General features: G+C 73.8%; 20 protein-coding genes and 1 other RNA gene. 7 read left to right on the plus strand and 14 right to left on the minus strand.

From position 1 onward, the window contains the following. Window positions 1-172: 172 nt before the first annotated feature. Together AB0L34_RS11500 and AB0L34_RS11505 are read right to left on the minus strand one after the other, a co-directional pair. On the minus strand, window positions 173-1,066 hold the full coding sequence (locus AB0L34_RS11500) for a histone (protein WP_363704038.1): 894 nt from the start codon (window positions 1,064-1,066) through the stop codon (window positions 173-175). A 76-nt stretch (window positions 1,067-1,142) separates the two neighbouring features. Next, window positions 1,143-1,346 (minus strand): hypothetical protein, encoded by a 204-nt coding sequence (locus AB0L34_RS11505; protein ID WP_350707829.1) that lies wholly within the window; start codon window positions 1,344-1,346, stop codon window positions 1,143-1,145. A gap of 190 nt (window positions 1,347-1,536) precedes the next feature. Between AB0L34_RS11505 and AB0L34_RS11510 the strand changes: the two genes are divergently transcribed. The 4 genes from AB0L34_RS11510 to AB0L34_RS11525 all read left to right on the plus strand — a co-directional run bounded on the left by AB0L34_RS11510 (window position 1,537) and on the right by AB0L34_RS11525 (window position 4,708). Further along, window positions 1,537-1,980, plus strand: coding sequence for a hypothetical protein (locus AB0L34_RS11510; protein WP_357451036.1), 444 nt, complete (start codon window positions 1,537-1,539; stop codon window positions 1,978-1,980). A 113-nt stretch (window positions 1,981-2,093) separates the two neighbouring features. After that, window positions 2,094-3,368, plus strand: a complete 1,275-nt coding sequence (locus tag AB0L34_RS11515) for a M48 family metallopeptidase (RefSeq protein ID WP_363704040.1) — start codon at window positions 2,094-2,096, stop codon at window positions 3,366-3,368. Window positions 3,369-3,411: 43 nt separating this feature from the next. Continuing rightward, window positions 3,412-3,909, plus strand: coding sequence for an NUDIX domain-containing protein (locus AB0L34_RS11520; RefSeq protein ID WP_363704042.1), 498 nt, complete (start codon window positions 3,412-3,414; stop codon window positions 3,907-3,909). After that, window positions 3,902-4,708, plus strand: a complete 807-nt coding sequence (locus tag AB0L34_RS11525) for a nucleotidyltransferase domain-containing protein (RefSeq protein ID WP_363704044.1) — start codon at window positions 3,902-3,904, stop codon at window positions 4,706-4,708. The genes AB0L34_RS11520 and AB0L34_RS11525 overlap by 8 nt, the downstream gene beginning before the upstream one ends. On the opposite strand, the gene AB0L34_RS11530 is transcribed toward AB0L34_RS11525, so the two are convergent. The 4 genes from AB0L34_RS11530 to rnpB form a co-directional block, all read right to left on the minus strand. After that, the gene (locus tag AB0L34_RS11530) at window positions 4,698-5,564 is read right to left on the minus strand and encodes an AraC family transcriptional regulator (RefSeq protein WP_363704046.1); all 867 of its coding nucleotides are present in this window, start codon (window positions 5,562-5,564) and stop codon (window positions 4,698-4,700) included. The two genes, AB0L34_RS11525 and AB0L34_RS11530, sit on opposite strands and share 11 nt — an antisense overlap. A 216-nt stretch (window positions 5,565-5,780) precedes the next feature. Next, the gene (locus AB0L34_RS11535; protein ID WP_363704118.1) at window positions 5,781-6,005 is read right to left on the minus strand and encodes an LPXTG cell wall anchor domain-containing protein; all 225 of its coding nucleotides are present in this window, start codon (window positions 6,003-6,005) and stop codon (window positions 5,781-5,783) included. A 328-nt stretch (window positions 6,006-6,333) separates the two neighbouring features. Next, window positions 6,334-6,780, minus strand: coding sequence for a DUF3592 domain-containing protein (locus AB0L34_RS11540; RefSeq protein ID WP_363704048.1), 447 nt, complete (start codon window positions 6,778-6,780; stop codon window positions 6,334-6,336). 203 nt (window positions 6,781-6,983) lie between these two features. After that, window positions 6,984-7,396: RNase P RNA component class A (gene rnpB, locus AB0L34_RS11545), an RNA gene on the minus strand. A gap of 128 nt (window positions 7,397-7,524) precedes the next feature. On the opposite strand from rnpB, the gene AB0L34_RS11550 reads away from it, so the two are divergent. Continuing rightward, window positions 7,525-8,286 (plus strand): sulfite exporter TauE/SafE family protein, encoded by a 762-nt coding sequence (locus AB0L34_RS11550; protein ID WP_363704050.1) that lies wholly within the window; start codon window positions 7,525-7,527, stop codon window positions 8,284-8,286. Window positions 8,287-8,356: 70 nt separating this feature from the next. On the opposite strand, the gene AB0L34_RS11555 is transcribed toward AB0L34_RS11550, so the two are convergent. Then, window positions 8,357-9,589, minus strand: coding sequence for an MFS transporter (locus tag AB0L34_RS11555; RefSeq protein WP_363704052.1), 1,233 nt, complete (start codon window positions 9,587-9,589; stop codon window positions 8,357-8,359). 53 nt (window positions 9,590-9,642) lie between these two features. Here AB0L34_RS11555 and AB0L34_RS11560 point away from each other — a divergent pair, with 53 nt between their 5' ends. Further along, window positions 9,643-10,113 (plus strand): MarR family transcriptional regulator, encoded by a 471-nt coding sequence (locus tag AB0L34_RS11560; RefSeq protein WP_363704054.1) that lies wholly within the window; start codon window positions 9,643-9,645, stop codon window positions 10,111-10,113. 108 nt (window positions 10,114-10,221) lie between these two features. On the opposite strand, the gene mctP is transcribed toward AB0L34_RS11560, so the two are convergent. From mctP to AB0L34_RS11595, 7 genes are all read right to left on the minus strand, one after another. Beyond that, window positions 10,222-11,877 (minus strand): monocarboxylate uptake permease MctP, encoded by a 1,656-nt coding sequence (mctP, locus tag AB0L34_RS11565; protein WP_363704056.1) that lies wholly within the window; start codon window positions 11,875-11,877, stop codon window positions 10,222-10,224. Beyond that, entirely contained in the window at window positions 11,877-12,119 is a 243-nt protein-coding gene (locus AB0L34_RS11570; RefSeq protein WP_357451007.1) for a DUF3311 domain-containing protein, read from the minus strand. Before AB0L34_RS11570 ends, mctP begins: the two co-directional genes overlap by 1 nt. 243 nt (window positions 12,120-12,362) lie before the next feature. Next, window positions 12,363-13,586 carry a bifunctional RNase H/acid phosphatase gene (locus AB0L34_RS11575; protein WP_363704058.1) on the minus strand — a complete coding sequence of 408 codons (1,224 nt, stop codon included), beginning with the start codon at window positions 13,584-13,586 and terminating at the stop codon, window positions 12,363-12,365. Between the two features lie 3 nt (window positions 13,587-13,589). Further along, window positions 13,590-14,327, minus strand: coding sequence for a C4-type zinc ribbon domain-containing protein (locus AB0L34_RS11580; RefSeq protein WP_363704060.1), 738 nt, complete (start codon window positions 14,325-14,327; stop codon window positions 13,590-13,592). Next, window positions 14,324-15,154 carry a Nif3-like dinuclear metal center hexameric protein gene (locus AB0L34_RS11585; RefSeq protein WP_363704120.1) on the minus strand — a complete coding sequence of 277 codons (831 nt, stop codon included), beginning with the start codon at window positions 15,152-15,154 and terminating at the stop codon, window positions 14,324-14,326. Before AB0L34_RS11585 ends, AB0L34_RS11580 begins: the two co-directional genes overlap by 4 nt. Before the next feature lie 172 nt (window positions 15,155-15,326). Then, window positions 15,327-15,899, minus strand: a complete 573-nt coding sequence (locus AB0L34_RS11590; RefSeq protein ID WP_363704062.1) for a flavoprotein — start codon at window positions 15,897-15,899, stop codon at window positions 15,327-15,329. A 16-nt stretch (window positions 15,900-15,915) separates the two neighbouring features. Beyond that, a complete protein-coding gene (locus tag AB0L34_RS11595; RefSeq protein WP_357450995.1) occupies window positions 15,916-17,145 on the minus strand; it encodes a helix-turn-helix domain-containing protein in 1,230 nt (409 codons plus the stop codon). Window positions 17,146-17,389: 244 nt separating this feature from the next. Here AB0L34_RS11595 and AB0L34_RS11600 point away from each other — a divergent pair, with 244 nt between their 5' ends. Continuing rightward, on the plus strand, window positions 17,390-18,061 hold the full coding sequence (locus tag AB0L34_RS11600) for a bifunctional DNA primase/polymerase (protein ID WP_363704064.1): 672 nt from the start codon (window positions 17,390-17,392) through the stop codon (window positions 18,059-18,061). The last annotated feature ends 156 nt before the right edge of the window (window positions 18,062-18,217 follow it).

The following is an 18,217-nucleotide window of genomic DNA, read 5'->3' on the forward strand; positions in this document are numbered from 1 at the left end:
GCCACGAGCCGGGCCCGGTCCCGGGGGTCCAGCTCGGCGGGCAGGTCCAGCAGTCCGCCCCAGCGGTCCGGGTGCTCCAGAGCGAGTACGCGTCGGATCACCACGGGGTCAATCCTGACAGTGTGGCGGATGATCCGCTTCCCGGCACGCGCCGGGAGCCGCGACGCCGGGGTCAGCCGGTCGCCTCGCGCGCGCCCGCCCTCCCGGCGCGGGGCGCGGTGGCCCGGGCAGCGGTGACGCGGGCGGCGGTGGCCCGGGCCGGCGCCTTGCGCGCGGTGACCGTCTTGGCCGGCGCCTTGCGCGCGGTGACCGTGACCGTCTTGGCCGGCGCCTTGGCGGCGGTGGTCCTCTTCGCCGGGACCTTCTTCACGGCCGCCTTGCGGGTGGTGGCCGACGACGTCGCGGTCGCCTTCTTCGCCGGGGCCTTCTTCGCCGCCGCCTTGCGGGCGCCGCCGGTGGGCCGGGTCGCGGCCGTCTTGCGGGCCGCCGTCGTCTTCGTGGTGGGGGCCTTCCTGGCCGGGGCCTTCGCCGCCGTGGCGGTCTTCTTCGCCGCCGTCGTGGCGGTCTTCTTCGCCACCGAGGTGACCTTGCGGGCGGCGGCGCCCGTCCTGGCGGGAGCCTTCTTCGCCGGCGCGGTGGTCTTCTTCGCCGCGGTGGCGGCCTTCGTCACCGCCTTCCTCGCGGGGGCCTTCTTCGCCGCGGCCGTCGTCCGCTTCGCCGCCGCCGTCGTCGTCCGCTTCGCCGCGGTGGGCGCCTTCTTCGCCGCGACAGCCGTGGTCTTCTTCGCGGCGGCCGTGGTCTTCTTCGCCGCGGTGGCGGCCTTGGTCGCCGCCTTCTTCGCGGGGGCCTTCTTCGCCGCGGTGGGCGTCGTCTTCTTCGCTGCGGTGGTCTTCTTCGCGGGGGCCCGCCCGGCGCCGCCGGCGGCCTTGCTGGCCGGCGCCTTCTTCGCCGCGGTGGTCGGCCGCGCGGTCCGGGTCGCGCCCGCGGAACGCTCCGCCGCGGCGGTCTTCCTGGCGGGCGTACGTCTGGCGGCCGGGCGGGTGGTGGCCTGCTGTGCTTCGGCCATCTCGGTTCCCTCCTTGGGGACGTGCTCTCGCCCTCGCGGAGCACGGGGTACCTCGACGCGGGCCGTCCCGCGCCGCCTATCTGTCCTCCCCGGCCCAGCGGGCGTCCTCGGCGTCCCACGCTTCGTTGCGCTCCCGCACCAACTGCAGGGCGTTCTCCGCGTCGGCGGCGGAGGCGTACGGCCCGAGAACGTGCTTGGCGGGGCACACGTCGGCATCGGTCTCGACCCGGTGGTGTCGGGTGCACCAGTAGTAGTGCGCACCGCTTCCGCTGTCGCTCATGGGATCACTGTGCACCGCGAACCACCCGCCCGCCACCGGAACACCACAAGTCGCCGGCCTTCTCCACAGTAGACGTGGTTCCGGCCGCGGGGGCGGGAACTGCGAAAACAGGGCGTCCCGGCCCTCCGGGGCCAGCCGACGGGGCCCCGACGGGGCAGCCGCGGGCGCGCCGCTGTCGCACAATCCCCCCGTGCGACGCGGGGGAGGAACATCGGTGTGGCTGCGGCGCGGGCTGGCCGTCGCGGTGCTGGCGGCCGTGCTGGCGACGATCGGTGTGGTCGCCGGGCTGCCGCTGCTGCGGGACCGGTCGCAGCAGCGGCTGGAGCAGCGGGCGGAGCGGGAGGTGACCGCGACCGCGCAGCTCGCCCGCGCGCGGCTGCTCGCCGACCCCGGGGCGGGGGAGTCGACGCTGCGGCAGGCGGCCGGCTCGGTGGCCGGGGTCGAGGTGCTGACGGTGCGCAGCGACGGGCCGGCGTCCGCCCCGGCGGTCCGGCTGGTGTTCCGGGTCCGGGTGACCAAGACGGCGGCGTCCGTCTTCGGCTGGCAGCAGGCCGACGCGTCGGCCTGCTTCGCGCAGGTCGTGCACGCCGAGGCCGGCCCGGCCGCCCTCGAACGGCTGTCCTGCCCGGACTGACCCGCCCGCCCGCCGCAGGCGCAATCCACCGCCGCCGCCCGACGGCACCCGGGACGGGCATCGGCTGAACAGCCGGTTCCGGTGGACGGCGACCGTCGGCAGGATCGGGCGTCGTGACCGACACGACGTCCGGCACGCGGACGTGCCCCGGATGCGGTGCCGCCACGGTGTCGCTGGCCGGGGCCGCCCCCTGGTGCGCCGGCTGCGAGTGGAACCTCGACGCGTACGACGGCCGGCGGCGGGACCGCGAGTTCGGCTGGGCGTGGCTGGACCGGTGGACCTACCGGCTCGCGTTCCGGATGACCCGCAGCCAGTACGCCCGCCTGGTCGGGCGCCCGCTCGGCGCGAACGGGCGGGGTGCCGCCGCGCTGCTGACCGCGGCGGCGTCGCTGGTGCTGATCGGCGCGGTGGCCGCGCTCGCGGTAACCGGGGTCTGGCTGCTCGTGGCGTTTTCCTTCCCGAGCCTGTCCGTCCTGCTCGGCGGGGCGCTGCTCGGCCTGGCCGTCGCGCTGCGGCCCCGGTTCGGCCGGCTCGACCCGGACCTGGAGGTGCTCACCCGGGAGCGGGCACCGGAGCTGCACGCCCTCGTCGACGAGGTGGCGGCGGCGGTGGGCGCGCCCGTCCCGGACGTCGTCGGGGTGGACGGCGACCTGAACGCGTACGCGGGTCTGGTCGGGGTGCGCAGGCGGCGGGTGCTCTGCCTGGGGCTGCCGTACTTCGGCGTGCTCGGCCCCCAGGAGCGGGTGGCGCTGCTCGGCCACGAGCTGGGTCACTTCGTCAACGGCGACCCCCGCCGGATGTTGCTCACCCAGCCCGCCTTCACCATGCTCGGCTCGGCGGCGGACCTGGTCCGCCCGGTGGACACCGTGTCCTCCGGCGGTCTGGTGGAGATGGTCGGCGAGGCGCTGGGCAAGGCGTTCGGCTGGGTGCTGTCCCGGCTGCTGTTCGGCGCGCACCTGGTCCTGGTCAGCCTCGCCCTGCGGGACAGCCAGCGCGCCGAGTACCTGGCCGACGAGATGTCGGCCCGGGCCGCCGGAACGGCGGGCGCGGTCGGCCTGCTGGACGTGATGCTCGCGACGGAGTCGACGGCGCTCGCCGTACGCCGGGAATCGCGGGCCGGGCACGGCGCGGACCGGTGGCGGACGGCGGCGGCCGAGGCCCGCGCGGCGGCAGAGGACCGGCTGCCGCTGCTGCGCCAGCTCTCCGTCCGCGACGAGGTGTCGCTCTTCTCCTCGCACCCGCCCGCCGGGCTGCGGCGGCGGATGCTGGAGAGCCGGCCCGCGCACGAGGCGGCGGTGGTGCTCACCGAGGAGCGGATGGCGCGCATCGACGCCGAGCTGGCGAAGGAGTACGCCCGGGTCGCCCGGGAGATCAGCTGGGCGGGGTGACGCGGGGCGGGCCGCCGGCCGGAGTGCGGGTTAGGGTCGCCGGGTGGGCGCATCGGAGTACATCCTGAGGATCCGGGAGCACGTCGGCCACAGCCTGCTCTGGCTGCCGAGCGTGAGCGCGGTGGTCCGCAACGACGCCGGCGAGCTGCTGCTCGGCAAGCGCGCCGACGACAGGCGCTGGTCGGTGGTCAGTGGCGTCGTCGAGCCCGGCGAGCAGCCGGCCACGGCGGTGGTCCGCGAGGTGCGGGAGGAGACCGGCCTGCACGTGGAGCCGGTGCGGCTGAGCAGCGTCCTCACCCACCCGCACACCTATCCCAACGGCGACCGCTGCGAATACCTGAACCTCGGCTTCGAGTGCCGGCTGCTGACGGGTACCGCCGGGGTCAACGACGACGAGTTGGTGTCCGTGGAGTGGTTCCCGCCGCACCGGCTGCCCGAACTGGACCGGCACGCCCGGCTGGTCCTCGCGTCCGCCCTCGGCGCCGAGCAGGCCGCCTGGTTCCTGCCCGCCGGCACGGTGTGGACCGAGTCCGATGACTGACCTCGACCCGGCCGTGCGCCGCTACCTCACCGACCTGGTCGCCGCCGCCCGCGACGTCCTCGGCGACGAACTCGTCGGGGCGTACGCGGCCGGCTCGGTGGGGCTGGGCGCGTACCAGCCGGGGCGCAGCGACGTCGACGTGGCGCTGGTCTGCGCGGACGCCCTCGACCTGGCGCGCAGGCACGAACTGGTGGCGCGGCTACGGCACGAGGCCCTGCCGTGCCCCGCGCGCGGGCTGGAACTGGTCGTCTACCGCCGGGCGGTCGCCGCCTCCGGCACGCCGGAGCCCGGGTTCGAGGTCGAGCTGAACACCGGCGCGCGGATGGCGTTCCGGGCCACCTGGGCCGCCGCCGACCGGCCGGCCGGGGACGGCCTGTTCTGGTACGGCCTGGACCGCAGCATCCTGCACCAGTGCGGGCACGCCCTGCTCGGGCCGCCGGCCGCCGAGACCTTCGCCGACCTCTCCCCCGCCGACCTGTGCCGCCTGCTGACCGACGCGCTGCGCTGGTGGCTGGCCCTGCCGACCCCGCCGGGCGACGGTCCCGCCCCCGGGGCCGAGGACGCGGTCCTCGGCGCCTGCCGGTCCCTGGTGAAAATCCGCCACGGCGTCTGGCTGTCGAAGGCCGACGCCGGCCGCCGGCTGATCGCCGACGGCTGGCCGGCGGACCCGACCGCCCGCGACGGCGGGCCCGCCGACCTGGTCGCGCGGTCGATCGCCGCGCGGGCGGGCGGGCCGCCGCCGAGCGGGCCGGAGGCACGGGCCTTCCAGCGCCGCGTCCTGGCCGAGATCAGCGGCTGACCGGCTCCACCGGGATCCACAGCTCGGCCTCCGCCTCGGCGCCGTCCGCCGAGAGCCGGGTACGGGAGATCTCCGGCCCCGGCCGGCTGCGGTACGGGTTGGACGGGAACCACTGGGTGAACACGTCCCGCCACAGGTACTGCACCGCCTGCGGGAACGCCCCGGAGGTCTCGAAGACCGCCCAGGTGCCCGCCGGCACCGTGACCGCGTCCAGGTCCTCCGGCGCGTCGGCGCCCGTCACCACACCGTGCCAGTAGTCCAGCTCGGTGCCCTCCGCGCGGCCGTCGGCCACGTTGTCGCTGACGTTGACGATGCCCTGCGGCTCCTGGTCGGACAGTGCCTCGATCCGGCGTACCGTCTCCGGGTCGATGCCCCTGACGAAGGCGACGATCGCCGGGTTCATCCCCTCGTGCACGAGCGGTACCCGCGCCTTGCGGCCCACCAGCCGGAACTCCTCCTTGCGTACGATCCGGTATCGCATGCTGCTGCTCCCTTCGACAACGAGTCGGAAGGACATCCGGGGCTGGGAGCGCAACGCCGCCCCCGTACGCCTGGCCTCGCCGGGCCCCACGCCGTGCACGGCCTGGAACGCCCGGGCGAACGCCTCGGTGGAGCTGTAGCCGTGACGGACGGCGATGTCGAGCAGCGTCCGTTCCCCCGCCAGCACCTCCGCGCCCGCGACCGTGAGCCGCCGGCGGCGGATGTACTCGGACAGGCCGACGCCCGCCAGCGCGGAGAAGATCCGCCGGAAGTGGTACTCCGACGTCACCGCGATCCGCGCCAGCTCGGCCACCTCGATCGGCTGGTCGAGGTGCCGCTCGATGTGCTCCATGGCCTGGTTGAGCCGTTCCAGCACCCGGTTCTCCTTCCCTGTTCCCAGCAGCAACGCTAGGCGCGCGGGAGGGCGCCCGACCCGACATGCTGTGCCCGGTGCGGTCGGGATGGACGCCGCCGGGAGGTGGGCAGCCGCGAGGGCCGGCAGGCGGGTCTGCCGACCGCCCTCCGCCCGGTCGTCGTGACAACAGGAAACTCCGGGCACCGGATGCGGTGCCCGGAGTGCCTGCCGTACCGATCAGACCTGGACGCCCGCCTTACGGCGGATCCGGCTGGCCCCGATCAGGAGACCGCCGGCGGCCAGCAGGCCGCCACCCAGGGAGAGGGCCACGGCGGAGTCGTCGCCGGTGACCGGCAGCTCCTTGTCGTGCTTGCCGCTGGTAGATTCTGGCGTCCTCGCGGATGGCGCTGGGTTGAGCCGGGTGTAACGCCCGCCTGGTGCTGCCGTATCTGGTCCTGGCAGTCGTCCTGACCTTCGTGGGAGGGGTGATCTCTATGGGGATGATCGGCATCGCCCTCGGTTCTATCGCTCTGGTATGTGCAAGCTTCGTTACCAACGTCGCAGCAAGTGCGGTAGCACCGGGCTGAGCCCAGCGCCAACCCCGAGGATCGGAGCGCATCTGGCACACAAGACCCCGTCAAACGTCGTCGACGGGTCACCAACGATGGCAGCCAGAGATGCCGTGTGAGCAGGTGCTGCGGCCCGTTCCCGCTGATGGCGCGGCAGCGGCTTTATGTTCCGCTTCAACGTCTGGCGATGGGTCCGGGTCAAACCGACCTCGTCCGACTCGTCACGGCAGGCCCGCGTATCGGAGTGGGAGCGGAGGTCGGGGCCGGCGCCACACAACATAGGTCAGGAGGGCGAAAGTGATCAGAAGCACCACCGCGATGAGGACCATGAACCACCCGGATTGATCGCCAGCCTCGCGCACTCTCAGGCAAGGGTCGCTCTTGGCGTAGTGGACACGGATGCGCTTACCGGCACTCACAGCCCGGTTCGCGTCGACCGTAACGCGCAGGCTTGATTCACACACCTCGCCACGGTTTGTGGTGAACTGGACTGTCAGGAATGTTCTCGCCCCGCGATGCTCGACGTCAAGCACGTCAGCCACTGCCTCTGACCCCCGACGTTCGTCTGCGACTGACAATGTGCCGAGCACCGTAAGCGCAATCGCAAAGACGAGACCGAAAATCGAGAACATCCGCAGGAAGGCTCGGCTTGGCCGTCGGCGGTCCATCGCCGGACTCTAGAACGGGCCAGCAACGAGGCTGGTGTGGTCAATAGAGTCACAACCGCCTACCGGCTGCCATGCTGGCTGTGGGCCGTCACCGGGCCGTCACCGGGCCGTCAACGTCGACCAGGAATGACCAACGACGACCGGGAGCGCCCGAAGAAACAGCAGGTCAGCCGCGATGTGTTTGCGGCTGACCTGGTGGGCGACGGACGAGTCGACCTGTACGCCGGATTCTGTGACCGGCACGCGCCCGAAGGCACGCGCCGGCGGCGGCCATCCATCTCGGCCTACCGTCGCCGGCAGGCTCCAGCGGCCTACCCGCAGACATCGGGCGGGCAGCCCTCAAGCGTCTGCGCGGGCCGTCATCCTGCGATGACAACCCTTTCTTGGCCTTGCTCCGGGTGGGGTTTACCGAGCCACCCCGGTCACCCGGGGTGCTGGTGGGCTCTTACCCCACCGTTTCACCCTTACCGTCCCCGATGGGGTCGGCGGTCTGTTTTCTGTGGCACTGTCCCGCGGGTCACCCCGGGTTGCCGTTAGCAACCACCCTGCCCTGTGGAGTCCGGACGTTCCTCGGCGGCGGGCCGGAGCCCGCCGACGCGACCGCCCGGTCGACTCGTCCGTCGCGCACTCATCCTAACGACGCGCGCCCCGCGTCTATTGCCGCCCCTTCCGGGAACAGGCGTCCACCACCCCGGGACACAGCGACCGGCGGCCGGGCGGTCGGCGTACTAGCCTCTGGGGACCATGGACCTCTCCGACGTCGCGCTGCTGCTCACCGCCGGTCTCGCCGCGGGCACGGTCAACGCGGTGGCCGGCGGGGGCTCGCTCATCACGTTCCCGGCGATGATCGCCGTGGGCCTGCCGCCGGTGCCGGCGAACGTGAGCAACTCGGTGGCCGTCTTCCCCGGGTACGTGGCGAGCGTGGCGGGCAGCCGGCAGGACCTGCCGCGCGGGCGGGCGCTGGCCACGCTGCTGCCCACCACGATCGTCGGCACGGTCGCCGGCGCGCTGCTGCTGCTGGCGACCCCGGCCAGGGCGTTCGAACTGGTCGTACCCTTCCTGGTGCTCGGGGCGACGGCGGTGCTCGCCTTCCAGGACCCGCTGCGCCGGCTGGTCGGGCATCCGCGCGACCTGTCGCCGCGCCGCCGTACGGTCAGCGTGCAGGCCATGGTCGCGGTCGGCGCGGTGTACGGCGGCTACTTCGGCGCGGCGCTCGGGGTGATGCTGGTCGCCGGCCTGGCCCTGGTGCTGGACGCGACGCTGGCCCGGGTCAGCGCGATCAAGAACCTGCTCTCCGCCGCGGTCGGGTTGACCACGCTCGTGGTGTTCGCGCTGTTCGGCCCGGTGAACTGGGCGGCGGTCGCGTTGGTCGCCCCGGCGACGCTGGTCGGCGGGTACGCCGGCGCCCGGATCGTCCGCCGGCTGCCGCCGGTGGTGCTCAAGACCCTGATCGTGGTCTTCGGCTCGGCGATCGGCCTCTACCTGCTCTCGCGCGCCCTGCGCTGACCCGGCGCGCCCGGGGAGCGACGAGACCTTCCGGGGGCGCCCGGGGCCAGTGCGGGGCAGGGACGCCGGTTCAGTACGCCTCGCCGACCAGCTCCTCCGGCGCGCGCTCGGCGTCGGCGGCGGCCCGGTTCCAGCGGGACCAGAGCACCCGCTCGCCGTGGCCGGCGGCCATCGTGTGCGCGCGGCCGAGATACACCAGCGCGCCGGCGGCGAGCACCGCGGAGCCGACCCAGAACGGCAGGGCGAGGGAGTGCTCGGCGAGCTTGCCGGAGAGGATCGGCGCGGGCGCGGCGGCGCCCCAGCGGACCAGGTTGAACGCGCCGGTGGCGAGCCGCCGGTCGCCGCCGCCCAGGCCGAGCGCCAGGTCGGTGAGGTTGGCGTTGGCCAGCCCCATGAACAGGCCGGAGACGACGAGCACCACCAGCGACTGCGTGGTGCTGGCCGACGTGGCGAACAGGACCATGCAGACCAGCAGGCCGGCGATCGCGACGCCGACGGTCTGCACGGCGCCGATCCGGTGCGCGAGCCGGTGGCCGAGCAGCAGGATGCCGACGGCCAGGCCGATGCCCCAGCCGGTGAAGGCGAGCCCGAGCGGGATGACGTCCAGGTGCAGGAACAGCGGTGTGTAGCCGAGGACGACGAAGAAGACGAAGTTGTAGGCGGCGGTGACGACGCAGAGCGCGACGAACGCCGGCCGCCGGTAGGTGGCGAAGATCTGGCCCACCCGTACGGGCGGCTGCCGGTCTGCCGGCTCGCGCAGCCGGCGGGCGGCGACGGCCAGCGCGAGGACCATGAAGACGCCGCAGACGAAGAACGGCAGCCGCCAGCTGATCCCGCCGAGCAGGCCGCCGAGCAGCGGGCCGACGGCGAAGCCGAGGCCGAGCGCGGTCTCGAAGAGCCCGACCACCCACTCCCGGTCGACGGCGAGGCTGACCAGCACCACCATGGCCGTGGCGAAGAACATCGCGTTGCCCAGCCCCCAGAAGCCGCGCAGCACGGAGAGCTGCACGATGTCGCCGCTGAACGACGCGAGGATCGCGGCGACGCCGACGATCGAGACCCCGGCGACGAGGACGGGCTTGAAGCCGAACCGGCCGCTGGCCAGCGTGGCGGGGATCATGCCGAGGGCCATCACCGCGATGTACGCGGTGAAGAGCAGCTCCACCTGCCAGTGGGTGACGCCGATGGCCTCGCCGATGGCGGGCAGGATCGGGTCGACGACGGCGATGCCGGAGATGGCGAGGAAGGCCACCAGCACGGTGGCGTAGATGGCACTGCGGTTCGGTTCGGAACGCCGATCCACTCCGCCTCCCAGATAGCTGTATCGTACAGGTAGTTTTCCTGTACTATACAGCCATGACGGACGACCGGACGACGGAGAGCGAGGACGACGTCCTCGGCCGGATCGAGACCGAGGTGGCGCTGCTGATGCGGCTCGGCGAGGCCACCCGGCGGGGCACCGGCAACGCCGAGCACCGGCTGCTCGACCGCGCGGCGTACGTCATCCTGCGCCACCTGGACCGCGCCGGCCCGCAGAACGTCTCCGCGCTCGCCACCCGGCTCGAACTCGACGGCTCCACCGTCACCCGGCAGGTCTCGGCGATGCAGCGCGACGGGCTGATCGTGCGCGAGCCCGACCCCAGCGACGGGCGCGGCACGGTGGTCTCCCCCACCCCGACCGGCCTGCAACGCGTGGCGGCCGTCCGGGCCGCCCGAGCCCGGCTCTACGGCACCATCCTCGCCGACTGGCACCCCGACGACCGGCGGACCCTGGCCGAGATGCTGCACCGGCTCAACCAGTCCCTGGAGTCCCGCCCCCGCCGCTGAGCGGCGCCCGCCGCGTCGGCACCTTGGCACCCGCCGCGCGCCGACACCCGAACGCGCGTCGCCCCCGGGCCGGTCACGACCCGGGGGCGAACGGGCTGCGCGAGCCGCTCAGGCGACCGGTTCCGGGGCGGCGTCGGCGTCCCGGCCCCCACCTGGCACGACCCGCGGGTCGCCCTCGTCGGCGAAGTAGTCGTCCGGCGTGGTGGCGTCGCCCCCGTCGCGCACCCTCGCCGCCCGCAGCACCACCGTCAGCAGCGCCGCCACCGCCAGGTTGACCAGCACGGCCACGATCCCGACGTAGATGGTCTTCTGGGTGTCGAAGCCGAAGTCGGCCAGCGGGAACGCCGAGCCGCCGAAGTGCTTGCGCCCGGTGGCCGCGTTGGGGATCTGGTAGAGCATCCACATGCCCAGCCCCATGCCGGCGACCCAGCCGGCGATGAGCGCGCCCCGGTGGAACCAGCGGGTGTAGAGGCCCAGCGCCACCGCCGGCAGCGTCTGGAGGATGATCACGCCGCCGATGAGCTGGAGGTCGATGGAGAACTGCGGGTCGAGGAAGACGATGCAGGCCACCGCCCCGACCTTCACGACCAGCGAGGTGATCTTCGATACGTTCGCCTCCTGGGCCGGGGAGGCGTCCCGCTTCAGGTACTCCTTGTAGATGTTGCGGGTGAACAGGTTCGCCGCCGCGATCGACATGATCGCCGCCGGCACCAGCGCGCCGATCCCGACGGCCGCGTACGCGACGCCCGCGAACCAGTCGGGGAACTGCTGGTCGAACAGGACCGGTACCACGGTGTTGCTGTCCACGCTCCCTTCCTTCGCCCCGGGCAGCGGCTTCACCCCGGCCGCGATGGCCATGAAGCCGAGCAGCGCGATCAGCCCGAGCAGCAGGCTGTACGCGGGCAGCGCCGACATGTTCCGCTTGATGACGTCCCGGTTCCGGCTGGCCAGCACGCCGGTGATGCTGTGCGGGTAGAGGAACAGCGCCAGCGCCGAGCCGAACGCCAGTGTGACGTACTGGAGCTGGTTGTTGGCGCCCAGCAGCACCCCGTCGTTCGGGTTCGGCGACGCGTCGAACTTCGCGTCGGCGGCGTCGAAGATCTCGCCCCAGCCGCCGAGCTTGTACGGCAGCCAGATGACCGCCACCAGGATCACGATGTAGATCAGCGTGTCCTTGACGAACGCGATCAGCGCGGGGGCACGCAGCCCGGACTGGTAGGTGTACGCGGCCAGGATCGCGAACGCGACGATGATCGGCAGGTGCCGGGCCAGGGCGCTCTCGCCGGTGACCCCCATCGTCTTGAGCACCGCCTCGATGCCGACCAGTTGCAGCGCGATGTAGGGCATCGTGGCCACGATGCCGGTGATCGCCACCAGCAGCGCCAGCACCGGGGAGTCGAACCGGCTGCGGACGAAGTCCGCCGGGGTGACGAAGCCGTGCCGGTGCGAGACGGACCAGAGCCGGCACAGCACCAGGAACACCATCGGATAGATCACGATGGTGTACGGAACGGCGAAGAACCCGGCCGCGCCGGCCCCGAACATCAGCGCCGGCACCGCCACGAAGGTGTACGCCGTGTAGAGGTCACCGCCGACCAGGAACCAGGTGATCCAGCCGCCGAAGTTGCGCCCGCCCAGCCCCCACTCGTCGAGGTGGGCCATGTCCTTCGGGGCGCGCCACCGGGCGGCCACGAACCCCATCCCGCTGACCAGCAGGAACAGCAGCGAGAAGACGATGATCTCGGTGAGGTGGTCCTGCCACATCAGCGCCCACCCCGCTTCTTCGTCATCTGGTACACCAACGTCGTGGTGGCCACGCCAAGCAGGATGTAGGCGAGCTGCAACCAGTAGAAGCGGGGGAAGCCGAGGAACCGGGGCGAGTCGCCGTTGAAGAACACCGGGATCAGCGGGACCACGATCGGGATGAAGAGCAACCAGTTCCAGGGGCTGTGGTCCTTCGCCCTGGTCGGCGCCGCCGTGGGCGCCTCCGGTTCGGGTGCGGCCATGTGACACACCTCCGGGTGGGTCGGAGATCGGCAGGATGACGGCCGGAGGCTACGACCCTGTGAGCCCGGTCACGTTCGACCGGATGACGCCGGTGCGCCGAACGGGCGGCGGCGTGCGCCGAACGGCTACCGCCACCGCCGAAGGTCGGCCGGTCGGGGCGGCTGCGGTCGCGGCGGCGGCCCGGCGGGCTGTCGGTCCGCCGGGCTGTCGGCCGGGGCCCGGCCGGGCGGGGCGGACCGGGCTCAGGCCGCGGTGAGATGCGCGGTGTCGTTGACCGTGCGCACGGCGACGCCGCCGTCGGGCCACATGTCCAGCACCGAGATGCCGGCCGCGTCCAGGAAGAGCCGGTGCAGGAACCCGTCGCCGGCCGCGAGCGCGTCGCGCAGCACCAGCTTGATCGGCGAGACGTGCGAGACCACCACGACGGTCTCCCCGGGGTACGCGCGGCACAGCCCGTCGACCGCGCGACGGCAGCGCTCGGCGACGTCGCTGAACGACTCCCCGTCGGGCGGGGCCACCCGCGTGGAGGCGAGCCAGGCGTCCATCTCCCCCGGCCACTCCTCGCGGACCTCGGCGAAGGTACGCCCCTCCCAGGCCCCGAAGTCGCACTCGACGAGGTCGTCCTCGCGACGGACCGGCACCCCGCCGAGCGCCCCGGCGATCGCCTCCGCGGTCTGCGTACAGCGGGACAGGGGCGAGCTGACCACGGCCGCGACGGACGGGGCCAGCTCGGCCACCCGGGCGGCCGTGGCCCGGGCCTGGGCCCGGCCCCGCTCGGACAGCGGCACGTCGCCGCGGCCGGAATAGCGGCGCTGCTCGGTGTACGGGGTCTCGCCGTGCCGCACCAGGATCAGGCGGGTGGCGGTGAAGCTCGGCCGCGGCTCCCAGGAGGCGGGCGCGGTCGCCGGGTCGGTGCCGGCGGTCGCCGCCGAGGCGGCGCGGGCGGCCACCTCGCGGGCCCTCGCCCGGGCGGCCGAATCGGGGCCGGCGACCTCGCGCGGGGGCTCCACGACGCGCGGCGCCGCGACGACGGCCGGGGCGGGGGCACGGCCCGCGGCGGCGGCGTCCATGGCGGCGTTGGCGAGGCCGTCGGCGTGCCGGTTGCGCTCCCGGGGGATCCAGCTGAACCGGACCGCCGCGAAGCGGTCCACCAGGGCGGCGGCCTGCGCGGCGAGCGGGCGCAGCCCCGGGTGCTTGATCTGCCAGCGGCCGCACATCTGCTCGACCACCAGCTTCGAGTCCATCCTGGCGTCGACCTCACTGGCGCCCAGCTCGGCGGCCGCCTCCAGCCCGGCGATCAGCCCCCGGTACTCGGCGACGTTGTTGGTGGCGACGCCGATCGACTCGCTCCGCTCGGCCAGCACCTCACCGGTGCCCGGGTCGCGGACCACCGCGCCGTAGCCGGCCGGGCCGGGGTTGCCCCGGGACCCGCCGTCGGCCTCGACGACGACCACGCGCGGCGCCACCGGCTACAGGCCGGACTCGTTGGTGCGGACCATGATGCGCCGGCACTCCTCGCAGCGGACGACCTCGTCCGGCGCCGCCTTGCGGATCCGGGCCAGGTCGGCACCCGAGAGGTCCAGCCGGCAGCCGCCGCACCGGCCGGCGGTGAGCAGCGCCGCGCCGAGCCCCGAGTCCTCGCGGATCTTGTCGTACAGCTGGACCAGGTCGGCCGGGAGGTCGGCCGCGAGCGGCTGGCGGGCGCCGCGCTTGAACTCCTCCTCCTTGGCGATCTCGGCCAGGCTCTCGTCGCGGCGCCGCTCGGCGGCGTCCCGCTTCTCCCGGGCCTCGGCGAGCCGCTTCTCGACGCCGTCCAGCACGCCCTGGGCGGTCTCCCGCTGCTCCATCAGCTCCAGCTCGGCGTCCTCCAGGTCGCCCTGGCGGCGGTTGAGCGAGGCCAGCTCGTGCTGGAGGGCCTCCAGCTCCCGGGCCGGGCCGGTGCCGGCGGCCAGCCGGTCCTCGTTCTTGGACTTGCGGGCGCGCACCTGGTCGACGTCCTTCTCCAGCCGGGCGATGTCCCGGTCCAGGTCGTCGACCGCCACCTGGGCGCGGACCCGCTCGTCCTCCAGCGCGGACAGCTCCCGGGCCAGCGCCTCCAGCTCGGCCCGCTCCGGCAGCGTGCGGCGGCGGTGGGCGAGCTGGGCGAGGGTGGTGTCGATCGCCTGGAGGTCGAGCAGGCGGCGCTGGACCTGCGGGTCAGCCTTCACGGTCGGGGCTCCTTGTCGTCCACCGCGGGTGGGGCGGCGTGTACGGTCCACGGGTCGGTGTCCAGGTCGGACACCAGCGTCTCGACGCCCGTCGCCTCCCGCAGGATGGCGGCCAGGTCGTCCAGCCACGGTCGTTCGGTCGCCCAGTGGGCGGCGTCGAGCAGGGCCGGGCCGTCGGCGGCGAGGTGCTCGCCCGCCGGGTGGTGCCGCAGGTCGGCGGTGAGGAACGCGTCCACCCCGGCGGCGGTCGCGTCGGCGAGGAAACCGTCCCCCGCGCCGCCGCTGACCGCGAGGGTTCGAACCATACGCCCGGGGTCCCCGGCGGCGCGAACTCCCCAGGCCGTGGCGGGCAGCACCGTGGCGGCGTGCCGGGTCAGCTCCGCCAGGGTCATCGGCTCCGGCAGCTCGCCGATCCGGCCGATCCCCCGGCCGGCGCCGTGGGCCGGCGAGCCGGGCGCGGGCCGGTGCAGCGGGCGCAGCCCGGTCAGCCCGAACCGGGCGGCCAGCGCGTCGGAGACCCCCGGGTCGGCCACGTCGGCGTTGGTGTGCGCGACGTACAGCGCCACGTCGGCCTTGATCAGCCGGTGGACGATCCGACCCTTGTAGGTCGTCGGGGCCACCGAGGAGACGCCGCGCAGCAGCAGCGGGTGGTGGGCGACGATCATGTCGACGCCGGCGTCGAGCGCCTCGGCGACCGTCTCGGGCACCACGTCGACCACGCAGAGGACCCGGCGCACCGGGGCGCACGGCTCACCGAGCACCAGCCCGACCCGGTCCCACTCCTCGGCCCACGCCGGCGGGTAGCGCCGCTCCAGCTCGGCGACCACGTCGGAGACGGTCGTCGGGTCCGCGTTGGTGCTCACGGCGGGCCAGCTTACCGGCGCGGGCCGTGGCCGGGGGCGTCGCCCACCGACGCGACGGCGTGTCCCCGCCGCCACCGGGCGCGCCAGGTGGTCCCTTGCTGACGTACGGCGTCAGCAAGGGACCCTTCCTTGCGTGTCAGGCGGCGGGGCAGAGCCGGTCCCGGACGGCGGCCAGGCCCGCTGCCCACGGGAAGGCGTGCACGTGGCGCTCGCCGGTGCCGGGCGGGTGCAGCGGGACGACGTGGTCGCCGAAGAGCACTGTCACCCCCCACTCCGCGAGCCGGGCGATGCCGGCCCGGAAGGCCGGGTGGGCCGCCATCGCCGCGTTGGTGTACGGCACCACCACCAGCGGCACCCCCAGTCCCTGCGCCTCGACCAGCAGCCCGAGGGCCAGCGTGTCGGTGATCCCGGCCGCCCACTTGTTGACCGTGTTGACCGTCGCCGGGCAGACGATCATCGCGTCCGCCGGCGGCAGCACGTCGAGGTCACCCGGGTTCTTGTAGTGGGTGCGGACCGGGTGCCCCGTCTGCCGGGCCAGCGCGGCCCGGTCGACGAACTTCGCGCCGTCCGGCGTGGTGACCACGCAGACGTCCCAGCCGTCCTGCTGGGCCAGCTCCACGAGCCGGCCGACGTGGCGGGCCAGCGGCGAACCGCAGGCGATGACGTAGAGCACCTCGCGGCGCTCGCTGCTCGGGTGCGGGCCGGTCATCAGGCCGGCTCCGCGCTCATACCCCTACTCCCATGTGCTCAGCCAACTCCGCAATCGGAGAAGGCGGCGCACCACGTGTGCGACGCAGGATGTCCGACATCACCTCGTGGGCGATCGGCCGGCAGCGGATCTCCGACGGGGCGAGGCGGTCGCCGCGCAGCAGCATCTCGCCGGCGTTGGACACGTCGCCGACCTGGGCGAAGCCCCGGGCGATGTCGAGCAGGTGGTGGGCCCGGCGCTCGGGCAGCAGCGCGTTGAACGTCGGCTCCTGGATCCGCTGCTGGTGGACCTCCACCGCGCGGCCCCCGTCGCCCAGCTCGACCGCGGCGGCCGCCCGGTGCAGCTCCAGGTTGGTCGGCCCGAACGAGGTCCAGTAGTGGTTGTGGTCGCCGCCCAGCAGGGTCGCCGCCTCCTGCGCGCCGTTGATCAGGTCGCCGACCGTGGCGGAGTCGCCGATCCGGGCGGCAGCCATCGCGCCCTGGAGCAGCAGCATCCCGTAGACCGAGAGGCGGGCCGGGGACGCCTCGTTGCTGCCGCCGGGGGCGAGCCGGTTGGCGATGGTGACGTTGAGTTCGAGGGCGGGGCGGGGCCGGCCCATCGCCACCAGCGCGTTGCAGACCCGGGTGGTGGCGATGCCGGCCAGCAGCGGGTCGTCGGCGCGCTGGGCGACCGCCATCGAGCGGTCGGCGGCCAGCCAGGCCAGGTCGCACTCGCCCAGCTTCCGCAGCACCGACGAGGCGATCTGGTAGACCTGACCGAGCAGGTGGGCCGCCTCCCGCCCCTCGTCGCCGCCGTAGCCGGCGTCGGCGGCCTGCGCGTCGCGCAGCAGCTTCGGCAGCGCCCGGGTGAGCATCCCGTAGCGGCCGTACTGGTAGGTCAGCCAGGCGTGGTTGACGGCCTTGCGCATGTCGTCCAGCGGGGGCGGGTACGGCGCGGCGTCGAAGTACGCGCTCATCGAGTCGTACCGCTCCAGGGCCGCCCGGATCTCCTGCACCTCGACCTGGTCGATGCAGTTCAACGCGTCCGTACGCCGCTCCGGGTCCTTGCCGAGCAGCAGTTGCACGTCGACCTGGAGGATGTCGGCGATCTCGTAGAGGACGGAGAACTTGTCCAGCCGGCGCACCCCGCGCTCGACCTTGTCCACCCAGCTCTTCGACTTGCCCAGCCGGTCCGCGAAGACCTGCTGGGACATCTTGCGCCGCCCCCGCCAGTAGGCCACCCGCCGCCCAATGGGTAACTCGTCCATCTGCCCATCCCTCCCCTGGCTGAGACCCCGGCCTGCGGCCGGTCGACCCATCGCGGTTGCGGGCGCGGTACGCCTCAGAGTTCCGCTGGTCGCACAGCATGTACGTCAGCCGTACAGCCAGTTCTCGTATTTTTCGTGCAAGTTGCATGAGCCGTTCGTCAGCTCAACGATCGCGGGTTACGGCAGTGACGGTGCTCGACATGCGACCTGGACGCCGACCGGGTCCGGCGAAGGGAGATGGCACATGTGGGGGAACGTCGGGCCGCGCGTCGTGCAACTGTCGCCCTTGGAGCGCGTACGGCTGCGTCGCGTGGCCGTGCGCTACGCGGCGCACGGCTGGGACGTCACCCCCGGCGCCTGCCTCGCCCGCAGCCGCTTCGTCTGCGGGCGCGCCGGTTGTCCCACGGTCGGCTGCCACCCGGCGCTCGAGAACTGGGAGCACGCGGCGAGCGCCGACCCGGCCCGGGTGGCAACCTGGTGGCGTACCCGGCCGCACGGCGTGCTGCTGCCCACCGGGCGGGCGTTCGACGTGCTGGAGGTCCCCACGCACCTCGGTCGGCACGTCCTGGACGCGGTGCAGACCCACCCGGCCGGCGTCGGCGTACGCGGGCCGGTGCTGGTGACCCCGACCGGCCGCTGGATGTTCCTGGTCCGCCCCGGTGATCCGCTCCGCCCCGAGTTGGACCACTGTTTCCACGTGGTCCGGCACGGTCCCGGCTCGTGGATCCCGGCCCCGCCGACCCGGCTGCCCGAGGGCACCGTCCGCTGGGCGGTCGCGCCCGAGCAGGCCCGCTGGCAGTTGCCGGACTGCTACCTGGTGCAGAACGCCCTGATCGACGCCCTGCGGGCCACCGGCGTCACGCTCACCTCCGACCTCCTCCCCGGGCACCTGCCGCTTCCCCGCCGGGGCATGTGACGGCCTCCCCTCGACGGCCGCACGGAACGCCGGTTCCCGCCGAGCGCCTCGGACGCGACGGACGCGACGCCGAAGGGCCGGTTCTTCTTCCGCCAGGCCAGGCGACCGCGGTCGGCCGGCAGCCCGCCGAGCGCGTCGGACGCGACGCCGGAGGGC

The organism is Micromonospora sp. NPDC052213 (assembly GCF_040679695.1).
Classification (GTDB): Bacteria; Actinomycetota; Actinomycetes; order Mycobacteriales; family Micromonosporaceae; genus Micromonospora.